The sequence below is a fragment of the Brevibacillus sp. HB1.2 genome (assembly GCF_013332495.1).
Lineage (GTDB): Bacteria > Bacillota > Bacilli > Brevibacillales > Brevibacillaceae > Brevibacillus > Brevibacillus porteri.
This window is the reverse complement of record NZ_JABMIU010000006.1, coordinates 48,012-63,326: the sequence shown is the minus strand read 5'-3', so window position 1 is coordinate 63,326 and position 15,315 is coordinate 48,012. Positions and strand designations below refer to the sequence as shown.

The window sequence follows — 15,315 nt, the reverse complement described above, 5'->3', positions numbered from 1 at the left end:
TTCTAGCACCTCACTTGCCGCCCGATTGGCGTTCTAAATAAGCCAATCCTTTTGCTATGACACCGTAAATTGGATCGTTTTGTGCATTTTCGATGACGACCTGCGAAGCGTACTCTCGGACGCGCTCTACGACGATCTCTCGCACGCGATCATCGTTTTGCAAAACGCCCCCCTGCATGATCATCTGAAACGGCTTGGCTTTCATTTGCAACGTATCAATGACAGCCCGAGCAGCATCGAAAAGCTCTTCGCCTGCGACCTGCAAAATAGCTGCTGCCACCTTATCTCCGGCAAGTGCCGCTTGACTGACCAACGGCGACAGCTCTGCTACCTTCTCTACGGAATAATGCTCACTGTACGTCCAGTTAAACAATTCATCTACGCGTCCCAGTCCAACGTGCGGGAGGAGCAGCTCCTTCAATACGGTCGGCTCGCCACGGCCATCCGCTGCTTTTAATACAGCCATAATCGCTTGTTTGCCGATCCAGTAGCCGCTACCCTCGTCACCGACCCGATGCCCCCAGCCTCCTGCTCGCGCCGTTTCCTGTTCATCGTTTACACCAAAGGCAATCGAACCTGTGCCTGCGATGACCAGAATGCCGGGTTTGCCTCCGGTCGCACCGAGCAATGCCGCAAATCCGTCGTTTTCCACAATCAGGTGCTGGACGCGAATATCGAGCTGGTGCAGTACCTTGCTCACCATCCGCGAGATTACCTGTCGATCATACTCTGTGTCCAGGCCAGCGATCCCGAACACCGCGCACTCGATTTCCCATTCGATTGGTCCATCCAGTGTCGAAGTGCCGCTCATAAAGGGGGCAACTGTTTGACGAGCGATCGCATCGTCCAGAGCTTGGCTGATCGCGGCAACCAACTCACGAGCTGCCGCTTCCTCCCCGATCCCTTGATAATTGCATGAACCGGAGCGTCCTGCACCGATTTCATTTCTGGAGCGGTCCACCAGTACCGCCAGACACTTGGTGCCCCCTCCGTCCACTGCCAGAAGAGGTATTCGCACCACTGCCATTACCCCACACTCCATTCAGCTGTCATCTGATCAAGCCCTTTCATCACATTCGCATTCGCCTGCTTCTTCTGTGCCAGCCATTCTGTTTCCTGCTGGAGAACCGCTTGGCGAACGGCGATCATGCGCTTCATTTCCTCTGGATTTGGTCCACCAGGAAGCTTGCGGATCATTACGAAATGAACGGGGTCAAGCGCCAGTCTGAGCTCTTCTGCTGTGAGCGACAGCTCCCGCCCGATTACTTCCACGGCTGCACGGTTTACCAGCTCCAAGCTGATTTGGTTTGCAGCGAGTTGCTCGCTCATCGCTTCTTTTACCACACGACTCACGATGTGATGAGATTTGCGGAACGAAAGCTGATCCGTGCGCACCAATGTATCCGCCAGCTCTGTGACGGTCGCAAAGCTGCCCTTTGCCCGCTCCAAGAGGACGTCCTTGTTCACTTCCATCGTACCCACAACACTCGCCATCAAGCGATACATCTGCTCGAGTACTCCCATGCTCCGCCACGCGTACGGCTGCATGTCATCCTCGGTGTCCACGATATCGCCAAAAGGCGTATTGTGCATCATCGTAAGCACTGTCGTCGCATTGCCTGCTGCACTGGACAACAGAGAGCGCATATGTTCAAAGGAAACCGGATTTCTCTTTTGCGGCATGATGGAGCTGATCTGCACGTATGGACTCGCGACTTTTAACCCCGCGAATTCCTGTGTGCACCACAGTAGCATATCTTGAACCGTACGCCCCAAATTAATCGCTGCCAATTGTACGGCTGTCGCTACTTCCCCCAAATAATCAGCGCCGCAGACTGCATCATAGGAATTTTCCACCAGCTCATCAAATCCGAGCAATTCGCGCATCCGCTCCCGGCTGATCGCAAAGCCAGAAGTCGTCAAGGCCGCTGCCCCCATCGGTGAGCGATTGACTGTGTGATAGGCTTGGATCAGTCGTTTGATATCACGGCTGAGCATGTCAGTAGCCGCCATGATGTAATGCGCCATGGTCGTCGGCTGTGCCTGCTGTGTGTGCGTGTAGCCAATCATGATCGTATCCACATGCTCATTTGCAAAGAGGAGCAAATGCTCTTTCAGATAGAGGGCAGAAGCCAAGGTCACCAACAATTTTTCACGCAGCACCATACGGTATATGGTAATCCCCATGTCGTTGCGGCTGCGAGCCAGATGCAGATTTCCTGCCACATCAGGAGCCAGTTCCAGCAAACGGCTCTCTACCTGAAAGAACAAATCTTCAAACTGTCCGGTGTAATGCGATTGGCGCAGCTCTTCCATTTCGATCCCACACAGTGCACCAGCAATTCTTTTGGCCTCATCGTCTGTGAGCAATTCTTGTTCACGAAGCATGATCAAATGTGCCTTGTTGATCGCCATCATCGGATGCAGCAAATGGTGCTTCGCTTCATTGAATGCAGGCTCCAAAACCGCCTCCACGTATGTCTTGCCAGGGAAACTGGCTCCCTCCTGTTGAAAAATTCGATCTCTGTAATTCATCTTTCTTGCATCTCCTTCCTACCCATTCGTATGCTGCTTCTATTTTTGCGTCTGATCTTCTTTTAGGAGGGGGGCGACCGCCGAACGATCGCCTTCCCTTCTATTATGATTACTGCTGTGGGCTGATCATGTTGACAAACAATCGGATCGCACCCGGTACGAGTGACGGAATTTCGCGATACCACACGAGCGAGCTGTAGGTATACGTTCCTTTTCCATACTTGGCAGTGAGGTACGTACCCGTAAATTCCTTCTCACCTTCATCTCCATTGGAGATGAGCTCTGTGTATTCCTTGCCCCACTCGGAAGGATTGTAAGCGGAACGATCCTGAATCCAGTTGTCCCAATCTTCCTCCGTGATTTTGTTTGGCGTATGGAATAATGCATGATCAGGCGCCAATACTGTTACCTTGGATTTTTCGTCTGTGACACGCCATTGAATCAGCGGAGCACCGATTTTGATCGGATAAGGAGCCAGCTCTGGCTTCCATTTATCCTCTGGCTTGTGGTATTGCACGACCAGATTTCCGCCGTTTTCCACGTATTTCAACAAGCGTGCATTTGAAGGAATCAACTCAGGTCGGAAACCATAAGCACGTATGCCTAACACGATCGTATCGTATTGATCCAAATCGCCAGACTCGATGTCTTTTGCCGACAAATTGGTCACATTGACTCCCAATTGGGACAAATACTGATCGATATTGTCAAAGCCACTGGATACGTAACCGACCTTCAATCCTTCCGGCACCTTCAGGTCAAATGCCTGGATCGCAAGCGTCGCTGGTTGAACAAAGTAAGTCGTGCCGATATGCGGGTAACGGATGACTTGGGCGCCGTGTCGACTCTCTTTACCATTGCCAGATGCTACTGCTGTCACCGTATACTTATTCGGTTGGACCGAAGCATCTGCTTTGACTGTAAAGGCAACCGACTTCGTTTCTCCCTTGGCCTCAAAGGCGAGCGGTGCTGCTTGTGGTTCTACACTCCAGCCTTTTGGCACATCGAGAGAGATGGTTGTTTTCGCTGCACCTGGATTGTAGTTTTTCACCGTAACCTTGACCGGGATTGGCTCCTCTGGCTTCTGCGTATTCAAAACCGTCGCATTTGGACTCAGCACCATAGAAAAAGATGGAAGAACTGCAATGGCATCTGCTGGTGTCACATGGCTATTCGCCGTCGAGCCTGCGAAGTTGTAGCTGACATCTGCCGTAATGGCTGGAGCGGCATACGGTTGGAACAGAGCGGCATCAGAAGGAACCGTAACATCAAATGTCGTTTTCACCGTCTGATTGTAGCCGAGCGATGCGAAACTGGTGGACGATTGCGGCTTGGCTTGCCAGCCTTTTGGTACATTCAGCGCGAGATTGATCTTCCCGACTTTTGCTTGGCCGCCGTTGTAAGCCGTAACCGTTACTTTTGTCGTTTGGCCTGCTACCAGCTCAGTTGTCTCAGGCTTAACCTTGGCTACGAGCGAGAGCGCTTCGGCACTAGCCTTGTTCAACTGGGATTTCTTCACTCCCAAACGATGGCGCAAGTCTGTTTTCGTGTCAGTTGGCAAGGAGGACGCTTCGACTACTGCCGTCGCTTTTTCCACATCCGCCAGCATTTCATGTGCTTCCTTGGCTACTGAGGCAAAGCTTGGGTACGCAGCAATGACTTCTGCGGCATCCTTTTGCAGCTTTTTCAGTTCACCCGCGACTTTTTCCCCGCCAGACTGTCTGGCAACTTCCTTGGCTAAATCGTCAAACGAATAGGCAATTCCCGTAAAAAAGTCCGCTTCCTTGTCTTTTGTCTCTACGATGGATTGATCGAGCTTGTAATAATTGAAGCTTGGCCCTTCGTCATAGTGACGTCCCATGCCCTGGCTCTTGTGCATAAAACGGGATTCTTCGCCGAGTTGGACGTAAGAGGCACCATAAATTTCGTCATAGTCGCCAACAGGCACTTTGACCGAGTAATCCTGTTCCTTTGCAGGCAGATACAGCTTCTTCACCTGCCAAGGAGCCAAGCCTTCCTTTGCATGCTGCGGAAAAACGTTTGGATCTGCGGCATCCTTGAATGCCCGTACCGTAATGACATTAATCGCGCGATGATGACCGTGAGTCGAAGGTTCGTTCAAAAATGCGGGAATCACGACATCGGGTCTCAGTGTCCGGATACGGCGGATGAGCTTTTCGTACGCGACATCCTCGCCCCATTTTTGAAGAGTTTCATCCGGACTTTTGGAAAAGCCGAAGTCAAAAATAGGGTCATCGATTTTTTCACTGAGGTTCTCCAGATGGATGTTCGTGATTTTGGAAGCTTCCTGCAATTCGCGGGTACGAATGATCCCCAGCGCATTACCCAGCTCGCTGCCTATCTCGTTCTGTCCTCCCTCGCCTCGGTTCGCAATGACACTGGATGTGTCCACCCCTTTGCCAAGCGACAAATACGCGAGCATCGAACTGTGCTCATCGTCCGGATGTGCTCCGGTGTTCATCGCACTGGCAATCGTGGTGAGCGGCTTGATGGCTTTCCACAGGTCGACAACCCCGCGGTCTGCATGGGCGGTCTCGGGTGCTACCGGCATAATCAGACTCGTGGCTAGCACCGCTGCAGTCGTAATCGTGTACAGCTTGGCAAGTTTCCCCTTACTCAATGAACGTTCCTCCATTCCATTTTCAGATTGATGTCTATATCAATCATGGCGGTCTGTACGTTTGTAATTCATTGATGTAGCCATGGATCGACCCACGGTTGGCCCGGAGTGGATGGGGCATTACTGCTTCTGACTGATCATGTTGACGAACAAACGAAAAGCGCCAGGGACTAGCTGTGGAATCTCGCGGAACCAGGCAAGCGAGCTGTAGGTGTACGTCCCTTTTCCATAGTGCGCCGTGAGGAAAATGCCGCGGAACTCCGGTTCTCCCGGATCACTTGTCGCAATCAGCTCGGTATACTCGCTTCCCCAGCGAGAAGGATTGTAGATGGAGCGCTCCTGCACCCATCCATCCCAGTCTGCTTGGGTAATCACATTTGGCTCCTGGAACATCGGATGGTCAGGGGCCAGCATACGGACGTCTGATTGCTCATTGGTCACCCGCCAATCGATCAGCGATTCGCCGATAAAAATAGGGTAAGGTGCCAAGTGCGGCTTCCATTTGTCCTCCGGCTTGTGATATTGAACGACGAGATTTCCGCCGTTTTCTACATAGTGCAAAAGACGCTGGTTGCTCTCGATTAATTCGCGGCGGAATCCGTATGCGCGAATGCCGAGAACAATCGTGTCGTAGCGGGACAAATCGCCCGATTGTATTTCGTTTGCGTCGAGATTGAGGCAATTCACCCCAACCGCGCGCAAGTATTTATCCATATTGTCAAAGCCGCTGGATACATAGCCGATCCGTTGATTTTTCGGGATGGCCAGGTCAAAGGCTTGAACAGTCAGCGTAGCAGGTCGGATGAAATACGTGCGACCGACATGCGGGTATTCAATGACCTGCACATCCTGCGCTATCTCTGTCACACCGTCTGTCCCCGCGACCGTAGCGCTGATCTGATATTTGCCATTCTTCACTTGCGGCGTGGTATGAACAGTAAACGCAATCGTTTTCGTCTCGCTGCGGAAAGAAAACGGGACATCGACAAAGGCTGGCTCCGCCGTCCAGCCTGCCGGAACAACGAGAGCGACCTTGGCTGTAGAGCTTCCCGGACGGTACTGTTTCAGTGTTACCTTAACCGGGATCGCCTCATCCGTATGCAGCGTGTTTCGCACCACATCTGACGGTGTCAGCGTGACGGCATACGGCGGAAGCACAGCTACACGGCTATCCGGCTCCACGCGAATCGTACTGGCTGTATCGAAGGCGAAATAGAGCACCTCGACATCGAGAACGGACGGCTTGTAAGGATGGAACAGCTCCGTCTGTGCAGGAATCGATACCTCAAATACGGTGCACACCGTCTGATTGTAAGCAAGTCGTGGAAACGCAGTTGGCGTGAGTGGTTTCGCCGTCCATCCAGCGGGGACACGCATACGCAGCTGCACATGCTCAACCTCAAGCGAGCCGCCGTTGTAAGCCGTTACGGTGACGGTTGTCGTCTGACCTGCCACCCACTCGCCCGTCTCCGGTTTGATTTTCACGACCAATGACAGAGCCTCGGCACTGGCACGGTTTAGCTGCGCTTCCTTGAGTCCTAGCCGATACATCAAATCAATCTTTGTTTCTTCATCGAGTGGAGCCTTGCCTACTTCTTGTTGTGCAGACGCAAGCAAAGCCTTCATGCGATGAACCCTTTGTGCCACCTCAGCAAAACGTGGGTAGGCATTCAAAATATCTGTAGCCGCATCGTGCATACGGTGAAGCACTTCGGCGAGTTCTTGCCCGCCTTTTGCAGCGATGCTCTGCGCCAGATCAGCAAAACTGAAGGGCAGTCCGAAAAAAAAGTCGCGCTCTTTTTCAGGTGCCGGGGAAACAGATGCATCCAAGCGGTAGTAATTGTAGGTCGGGCCTTCGTCGTAATGAACACCCATGCCCTGTGTCTTATGCATAAACCTCGATCGCTCACCAAGCTGGACATAGGATGAGCCGTAGATTTGGTCGTATTCCCCCACGGGTACAGCCACGTGATAATCATCGTTGTCCATGATAGGCAAATACAGCTTTTTCATTTGCCACGGCAAAAGTCCAGCCTGCCTGTGCTCCGGAAAGATCTGTGGATCGGCCGCTTCGTGGAAAGCACGCTGTGTCAGTAACGTAATCGCCCGGTGATGTCCGTGTGTCGTCGGTTCATTTTCAAAGCAAGCGATGACGACATCGGGGCGCAGCTCCCTGATTTTTCGAATCAATCGCTCGTACACGACCTCTTCGCCCCATTTGCGGAAGGTTTCTTCGGCGCATTTGGAGAACCCGAAATCATGAATGGGATCATCCAGCTCTTCGCTTAAGATGCCAAGCGTCACATTGCCGAGAGATGAGGCTTCTTCCAGTTCGCGCGTGCGGATAATCCCAAGCGCGGTACCTTGCTCGCAGCCGATTTCGTTTTGGCCGCCTTCCCCTCTTGTCGCGATCACACTCGTGGTATACACGCCTCTCCCCAGCGCCAAGTAAGCGAGCATGGCACTGTGCTCATCGTCTGGATGGGCACCTGTGTTCATGGCACTGGCAATGGTAGCGAGCGGCTTAATCGCTTTCCATAGATCGAGCAGTCCGTGTTCCCCCTGCATGGTGCGAAGAGATGCGGGAATGGGCGGGCAGGGCAATTTAGTCGGCTGCACCATCGGTGATTTCTTGTCCATCGATTCACTGACATCCACGTGAAGCTCCCCCTTTTTCACGAAGGCATCCAGCTTTTACACGGCAGTTCCCGCTTTATCTCCGGTCAGTTTTCTGGAGATGAACAATACGATGATGATGACCACGATTTGCAAGACACCATAGGCGCAAGCGGTGCCGAATTCATTACTGTACATGCGTTGGAATACCGCGACAGACAATGGCGTTGTCTTCGGTGTGAAGATCAGAATCGAAGCCACAAACTCCCCGATACACTGGACGAATGCCAAGAGCGTACCTGCGAGAATTCCACCCCAAGCCATCGGGAACACGACACGTCTGAAGCTGTACCACCAGGAAGCACCCAGATTCCGCGCAGCCTCCTCGACGGATGGGTCCATCTGCATCAAAGTCGCATTGGTAGAGCGAAACACAAGTGGTAGATGTCGGACAAAATACGCCAACGGGATAATCCAGAATGTTCCGATCAAAACCTGACCAAAGCTGAATGCATTCGGCTCACTGAACGCTGCAATCAGGTTGATCGCCACAACTGTCCCTGGCAATGCCCATGGCAGCATGATCAACACATCAAGAAGCGTTTTCCCGCGAAACTTGAGGCGAACCATGGCATAAGCCGCAGCTACACCGAAAATGATGATCCCGATTACCGCGATAGCAGACAACTGCAAGCTGTTGAGAATCGGACGCCATGTCTTGCTATCCGTGAACAAATCCATGTAATGCGACAAGGTATACTCCGGAGGTAATATTTGCACCGTCCAGGTACCATCCACCGAGAAGGAGATGAGTACCAATACGAGAATTGGCAGCATCAGAATGACTGTACCGATAAACGACAGCACAATCGTGGTGTAGCGTCCTGCTTTGCTCTTGATCTCGGTACGGTGCACGCTGACCCCTTTGCTCAAATTCTGGTAGTTGCGCGCGCCTTGGTACCAACGCATGATCAAAAGAAAAGCCACGGAAACAATCGAAAGAATCGTAGACTGTGTCGCAGCCATGTCCAAATCTCCATTGGTGCGAGACAGATAGATTTGCATCGTCATTGTCCGGTCAATTCCGAAAATGAGTGGCGCCGTATAAGAAGCCATCGAAATCATGAAAACCAACAGAGAAGACGCGACCATAGCTGGCGTAAGCATCGGCAAAATAATGCGCCGCCAAACGGTAAAGCGATTCGCTCCAAGACTGGCTGCCGCCTCTTCCAAGGACGGGTCGAGTCCCTTGATTGCTGCTGTAGCTGTCATGAAGAAGTAGGTGTACATCGTAAACGTATGAACGACGACCACACCCCAAATTCCTTTTAACGAGAAAGGAACCTGGGCAAGCCCGAACAGCTCTTTGATCGCCCGTGGAATGATTCCACTCTCCCCGTATAAAAAGGTAAACGAGAGAACGCCAATGAGTGGAGGCAGCGCCATCGGAACCAAAGCCAGAACAGAAAGGATTTTTCGTCCAGGAAAATCATAGCGTTCCAATAAAAACGCCATCGCGACGCCAACGATTCCGCATGTAATGACACTCAGAACCGATATGTAGACACTGTTCCACAACGCTTCCAGGTTGGCCGTATGCTCCAGGCTGAAGAAGCGAATATAGTTTTTCCACGTAATTTCTTCATCAATTTTGATACTCGCAACGAACGTTTCGAACAATGGATAAACGACATAAGCCAACAATATTAAAAAGAGTGGCGATACCAGCACGTAGACGAAGGCGGGTGAAGCGGTGATGGACTTTCGTCTGGCTGCTGTCGGCGCTTGCTGCAACTCTGCTCTCAAAAGCTTCTTCCCCCTTATCCGGCAAAATAAATGCTCTCTTTCGGTATATGTAGGCCGATGGCATCGCCGCGCTGTTTAATCGGTCGTCCCAGGTTGATCGACATGCTGCGCAGGCTCTCCGTTCCTACCTCCGTGACGTAATTGACACACGCCCCTGTAAATTCAGACATGACAACAGAGCCTGTCACTACATTTTGTCCCTCGTTGCCTGTACTCTCCAGGACGGATTCAGGACGGATCGACATTGTCACCTTCTCCCCAACTGACAGCTGTGCACGTGGAGAAGCGTTTTTCTTAAATCCGCTGAGCATTTGTCCAGAAGCCGTGCGAACCAGCACTTCGTCGCCATCAAACCCTGTAACTGTCCCTTCCCACAGATTCGTCTCGCCGATAAAAGAAGCGACAAAACGGTTTACAGGACGATGATAAATCTCATGCGGTGTGCCTATTTGCTGCACCTCTCCGCTCTGCATGACCATAATCCGGTCTGACATCGACATCGCTTCCGCCTGATCGTGCGTAACGTAAATCGTCGTAATCCCCAACTCCAGCTGGAGTCTCTTGATCTCAAAACGCGTCTCTTCGCGAAGCTTCGCATCCAGATTGGACAGCGGCTCATCCAACAGCAGAATCTGCGGCTCGATGACCAGCGCCCGTGCCAGTGCTACCCGTTGCTGTTGTCCTCCAGAAAGCTGATCAATGCGGCGTTCGCCATAGCCTTCCAGACGGACCAGCTTCATGATCCGTTCTACGCGCTCTTTTGCATCGGTTTTGTTCACTTTCCGAACCTGCAAGCCAAACCCGATATTTTCAAAAACAGTCATGTGCGGGAACAACGCGTAGTTTTGGAATACCATCCCGGTATTGCGCTTATGCGGAGGAAGAGATGTAACCTCCTCTGATCCAAAGCGGATATGGCCATCCGTTGGATAATAAAAGCCGGCAATCATGCGCAGGGTAGTCGTTTTGCCGCAGCCACTCGGACCGAGAAAAGTAAAAAACTCTCCTGATTCGATATGAATGTGAACATCTTCGACCCCTTTTGCTTGGCCAAACCTTTTGTGAACGTGATCAAGTGTTACGCTGCTCATCGGGTTGTGTTTCCTCCTTCATCGCAAGTCATTTCAAGCTGCGTCCGTTTTCAAACAACTTCTATAAGTGACTAGACGGAAAGGACAACGCCTTCCCGCCTAGCTGCTTGAAAAAAACCTTCCTTACTTCTTGCCTTTGCCCTTGATGTTTTCATCCCAATGCTGCATCCACTCTTTTTCTTTTGCAGCCATGACAGCCCAATCGAGTTCCATTGGCTTCAGCTCGAGATTTTTCATGAAATCTGGCAATTGGTCCTTGCTGATGTCCGTACGAGATGGGAACTGGAAGCGCTCCTTCGCCAATTGGGCAGCCATTTCAGGACTCATCAAGAATTCCATGAACTTTTTCGCTGCGTCCTGGTTTTTCGCGCCTTTTACCAGAGCCACGCCGTCTACGAGAATTGGTGCCCCGCTCTTCGGATAAATGAAGTCATACGGATGGTTGTTCTTTTTGCTTTGGATCAGCACGTCTTGGAGGTTCCACAAGGAGATGACGCCCTCTTGACGATCCAGCTTCAAATACAGGTTTGTCGGGTCTTGCGTGTACTCTTTTGTATTGGCATCGAGCTTGGTCAGCCATTCATAACCTTTTTCAGGAGTATCCGCCCCTTGACGGAAGATCATTGCAGAATAAATGGTACGCATCGTGCCGGACGGCAGTACGTTTCGGATAACGATCTTGTCTTTGAATTTCGGATCGATCAATTCGTCCCAATCTTGAGGCGCTTCTTCTGGCTTCAGCACCTGCGAGTTGTACATGATAACCTCTGGCAAAAGCATTTCGCCGTACCAGCGATCTTGTGGATCTTTGTACAAATCTGGAACCTTGTCTGCAAAAGTCGGCTTGTAAGGCTCCAGCAGATCTTCATTGGCTGCTGTCGCTAGAGCAGATTGGGTACCACCCCACCAGAAGTCAGCCTGCGGGTTCGCCTTCTCTGCACGAACGCGCTCCAAAATTTGTTGGGCACCCATCTCGAGTGTTTCCACTTCAATGTTCGGGTACTTTTCTTTGAATTTTGGCAATACGATTTCAAAAATGTTTTTGTCCCGTCCGGTGTAAATCACCAGTCTTTGTGGGTCACCCGATGAATCAGCAGGTTGAGCAGCCGTGCCTGATTGGCCGCCTGCGTTGTTGTCCGCAGGCTTTGCTTCCTGTCCTCCACTGCCGCACGCAGCCACAGTCAGAGCCAAGGAACTGACAAATACGCCCTTCATCCATGTTTTCAGCTTGCTAGTTGTCTTTTTCAAAACGAACTCCCCCTTTTGTTCTTCTCACTCTTTGTCAAGCAGTCGTGTGAAAGGAAACGCTTCCAAAACACTATGGACAGCACCAATCAAACCAGCTCGCTCCCCCAGACTCGCTTTTTCAAGATTAGGCACCTCGGGCACCCATTCTCTCAGCCATTCGTGAATTTGCTTCACCCCTTCACCATCGACGTGGACCATCTCCCCGCTCAGGATCAATATTTCCGGGTTCAAAATACTGATGATGTTCGCCATTCCGTACGCCCAATGTCGATACACATCTGCAAGAAGCTCTTTTGCTTCTGCATTTTGTTTGGCGTGCCGGATCAGCTCTTCTATGACACTCGACCCTTCCTGAAGGTCAGAGAGAAATCCCTTAGCCTGCTCTTGGATACCCGGAATCGAATAATGCGTCTCAAACACGCCTGACGCGCCATTCGGGCGATTATGTACCGGGCCGATCATCATGAAGCCGATTTCTCCTGCTGCCTCACGACTCCCCCGATAAAACTGTCCATCCAAAATGATCCCTGCCCCAATCCCCGTTCCTACATACATGTAGACGACGTTGGTATGGCCGACCCCTGCTCCACGGACATACTCGCCCAGTGTCATCATATTCACGTCATTGTCGATAATGACGGGCAGTCCGAGTCGCGCTTCGATGGTCTGCTGAATCGGTGAACCCATCCATCCTGTGCTGGGCGAAAAACTGACGGTTCCACTGCCACGCTGTGTGACTCCCTGCAAACCGACGCCCATTCCGAGTAGACGCTCTCGCGGGATGCCGCTTTCACGCAGCAAGCGATCCAGTCCGGCTGCCAAATCTTCGATGACGGTTTCGCCATTCGCTGGTTGTGCCAGCCGTTTGCGATAGCGAGCCAAGAACTCACCTTTCATATCTGCGATGGCCATGTCCAGGGTAGATCCTTCAAAAATCGCGCCTGCAATGGCGTACGCCTGATAGTTGTACTCCAACAAAATCGGCTTGCGACCGCCTTTGGAATCGCCCATTCCTACTTCTTGTAGGAGTCCTTCCTGGATCATTTCATCTACGAGGGCGGAAACACATGGACGGCTAAGATGTGTCTGCTTGGAGATATCTGCGCGGGAAATTTGCCCGTGCAAGACGACCTGTTGCAATACTTCTTCTTTATTCAGTTTTTTCACGAGTTTGCTATTACCTGTTTTTTTGGGAGCTTGCACGCTTCTTCGATCACCGCCACACAGTTAGTTAACATTACTAACAAAGATAACCAAATTATAGACACGACGACTACCAATAGTCAAACAATTTACATTTGTCTTTCAGATATTTTTTGGATTTTCAGTGTATATATCCCTTGTTAAAAAATACTAAAAATCCACTTGTCACTCTGTTGTGGTGGGGAGGAAACAGGAGAAAACGCTCAGCTTCTTGTCCCACCCGCTGGGGGATTCACTGCCCGACTCCATGCAATAAGCGAAACCGCGTCCAAAGTGGTCCATTCAGGATGTGTTTCAGAGGTGGACGCTTAAGGGCGTGTTTCGCTTTTTGCATTCCGTCTCGGTCGGTGTACCAAAGATCTTCGCTTATTTCTCCTGTTTCCTCTACGAGCTGTTAAAGTTATTCGTTTTTTAAAAGCTTGAAAAGAACGAAGAACGTAATCAGATACGCCAGAGAAGAATATTTCCAGACGTAGCGACTTGTGGAGTCCTACCGAGCGGAGAAGGGATTAGCGGGTAAAAGAAACGCAACCGTGCTCATGCGACGTAGCGGCTACCACTTTTGCGTTTCCCCGCTAATTCCTTTGGAGCGGGCAGTCAAAGCTTCCCTGAGGGACGGAGCCTGGAGCCTAGACTGGAAATATTCTTCTCCCCACTGCAGCCACCGTCTTTCAGATGGTTTTTAGATTTTTTACCATGATAACCCTTTTGCGTTGTGGTAATAAAAAAGCACATCACCCTCTACAAGGGGAATGTGCTTGGAACACTACTCTTCTTTTCCTGATAACCAGACGTCCTCTATTAGTCTATATATCCGGCGATTCCTTTTTTAATCAAGTATTCCATCTCTACATCCAGGATCTTCTCGACGGTGATCTCATCTAGCTTCACATCTGACTTACCCATAATGTAATCTACGAGATCATCAAAATCAACGTCGACATCACCTTTTGCATCTGCCTTCGCACTGTTCATGTACGCTTGCTCATGCTTGAGTACGATCATGATTTTTTGCGGATCTACTTTTGTTTTGGTAGCTAAATGCGAAACGAGTTCCTTTTCGTTTACTTGCTTACTCATTTGTTGTCATCTCCTATTTCTCTTACCTTCTTTCATTTTACAATATTATTGCCGTTCCACACAGAAAAAGAAGCTAGGAAAAACGAAACCGTTTTTCCCAGCTTCTTTACTTTTGAGGGACTCCTTAGACTGCCCCTTGTCATGACTACTCTTCTCTTATCGATAACCAAATGTCTTTGACCAGTTCCATGAAGGTCTGGATTGCAGGCTCTTCTCTTCGGCGACCCAGACAGACCAGCGATGTTTCTGCTTTCTTGGAAAAGCGGTACAACTCCATTAGTTCTCCTGTTCGAAGCTCTTTTTCCACTAGAACCTTACTGAGCAGGGCTATGCCTGTTTGATTCAGGACTGACCGTTTGATCGTTTCTTCGCTGCTACATTTAATGACTGAGGGTGGGATGTAGTTTAATTCCAATAGGCATTGGGTAATAAATTCATCGAGATTGCACCCCTCCTGATAAGACAAAAAAGGAAAGGTCACGAGTGCGTCTGCCAGTGTTTTGTCCTTCATCAAATCAGGAGAAGCAATCAAGGTGAATTGTTCCAAGTCCACGACGCTGGAATCAATACCTGGTTGCGAGGTGATGCCCGCAATGATCCCAATATCCGCCTCGTGGGCTTGGATTTTTTTCAAAGTCTCCTGACTGGTGCATGAAATCACCTGCAAATTGACCTGTGGATGTGTCTCTACATATGCTTTCAGAATTTGGGGCATGTATTGGATGCAATAAAACTCCGGGGCCGCCACGACCAGCGGTCCTACAGGCATGTCTAAGTGATTAAGTCCCTCCGCCATGTGCTGGAGAACGTAGAAAAGCTGATCCGTATGTTGTTTCACTATTTTTCCGGCCGGTGTCAAAAACGTGCGCTTGCCTACCCGATTGAGCAAAGGGTGACCCAGCTCCCGCTCCAATGCTTGAATCTGGAGTGTAATCGTAGGCTGGCTGTATCCGAGTTGCTCTGCAGCCTTCGTCAAGTTCAAATGCTCGGCAACGACCTGAAATGTCTTCAGATTGCGTAACTCCATGATTGATTATCCACTCCCTCACCGAACGACACCCATTCTTCGTGTAAGTGCGTGTTCAAAAAGTCGGC

Annotated in this window: 10 protein-coding genes; all 10 read right to left on the bottom strand. The window is 50.7% G+C overall.

Going from position 1 to position 15,315, the window contains the following annotated elements; translation table 11 throughout:
* Positions 1-10: 10 nt before the first annotated feature.
* The 10 genes from HPY28_RS16245 to HPY28_RS16200 all read right to left on the bottom strand — a co-directional run bounded on the left by HPY28_RS16245 (position 11) and on the right by HPY28_RS16200 (position 15,247).
* Positions 11-1,027 carry an N-acetylglucosamine kinase gene (locus HPY28_RS16245; RefSeq protein ID WP_017252156.1) on the bottom strand — a complete coding sequence of 339 codons (1,017 nt, stop codon included), beginning with the start codon at positions 1,025-1,027 and terminating at the stop codon, positions 11-13.
* Positions 1,027-2,535 carry an argininosuccinate lyase gene (argH, locus tag HPY28_RS16240; protein WP_069848172.1) on the bottom strand — a complete coding sequence of 503 codons (1,509 nt, stop codon included), beginning with the start codon at positions 2,533-2,535 and terminating at the stop codon, positions 1,027-1,029. The genes HPY28_RS16245 and argH overlap by 1 nt, the downstream gene beginning before the upstream one ends.
* 109 nt (positions 2,536-2,644) lie before the next feature.
* The gene (locus tag HPY28_RS16235) at positions 2,645-5,176 is read right to left on the bottom strand and encodes an NEW3 domain-containing protein (RefSeq protein ID WP_174230943.1); all 2,532 of its coding nucleotides are present in this window, start codon (positions 5,174-5,176) and stop codon (positions 2,645-2,647) included.
* A gap of 120 nt (positions 5,177-5,296) precedes the next feature.
* Positions 5,297-7,816, bottom strand: coding sequence for an NEW3 domain-containing protein (locus HPY28_RS16230; RefSeq protein WP_217444823.1), 2,520 nt, complete (start codon positions 7,814-7,816; stop codon positions 5,297-5,299).
* Positions 7,817-7,870: 54 nt separating this feature from the next.
* Positions 7,871-9,598, bottom strand: a complete 1,728-nt coding sequence (locus HPY28_RS16225; protein WP_017252160.1) for an ABC transporter permease — start codon at positions 9,596-9,598, stop codon at positions 7,871-7,873.
* Between the two features lie 14 nt (positions 9,599-9,612).
* Entirely contained in the window at positions 9,613-10,689 is a 1,077-nt protein-coding gene (locus HPY28_RS16220) for an ABC transporter ATP-binding protein (RefSeq protein WP_174230941.1), read from the bottom strand.
* Between the two features lie 123 nt (positions 10,690-10,812).
* Positions 10,813-11,937 carry an extracellular solute-binding protein gene (locus HPY28_RS16215; RefSeq protein ID WP_173624030.1) on the bottom strand — a complete coding sequence of 375 codons (1,125 nt, stop codon included), beginning with the start codon at positions 11,935-11,937 and terminating at the stop codon, positions 10,813-10,815.
* Between the two features lie 24 nt (positions 11,938-11,961).
* On the bottom strand, positions 11,962-13,140 hold the full coding sequence (locus tag HPY28_RS16210) for an ROK family protein (RefSeq protein ID WP_069848182.1): 1,179 nt from the start codon (positions 13,138-13,140) through the stop codon (positions 11,962-11,964).
* Between the two features lie 801 nt (positions 13,141-13,941).
* On the bottom strand, positions 13,942-14,220 hold the full coding sequence (locus HPY28_RS16205) for a hypothetical protein (RefSeq protein ID WP_017252164.1): 279 nt from the start codon (positions 14,218-14,220) through the stop codon (positions 13,942-13,944).
* A 145-nt stretch (positions 14,221-14,365) separates the two neighbouring features.
* Positions 14,366-15,247: a LysR family transcriptional regulator gene (locus HPY28_RS16200; protein WP_174230940.1), complete on the bottom strand. Its 882-nt coding sequence runs from the start codon at positions 15,245-15,247 to the stop codon at positions 14,366-14,368.
* Positions 15,248-15,315: the final 68 nt, after the last annotated feature.

Excerpts from the sequence above, each read along its gene's own strand:
- HPY28_RS16245 (WP_017252156.1), bottom strand. The coding sequence starts at position 1,027 with ATGGCAGTGGTGCGAATACCTCTTCTGGCAGTGGACGGAGGGGGCACC.
- argH (WP_069848172.1), bottom strand. The coding sequence starts at position 2,535 with ATGAATTACAGAGATCGAATTTTTCAACAGGAGGGAGCCAGTTTCCCT.
- HPY28_RS16230 (WP_217444823.1), bottom strand. The coding sequence starts at position 7,816 with ATGGACAAGAAATCACCGATGGTGCAGCCGACTAAATTGCCCTGCCCG.
- HPY28_RS16220 (WP_174230941.1), bottom strand. The coding sequence starts at position 10,689 with ATGAGCAGCGTAACACTTGATCACGTTCACAAAAGGTTTGGCCAAGCA.
- HPY28_RS16205 (WP_017252164.1), bottom strand. The coding sequence starts at position 14,220 with ATGAGTAAGCAAGTAAACGAAAAGGAACTCGTTTCGCATTTAGCTACC.
- HPY28_RS16200 (WP_174230940.1), bottom strand. The coding sequence starts at position 15,247 with ATGGAGTTACGCAATCTGAAGACATTTCAGGTCGTTGCCGAGCATTTG.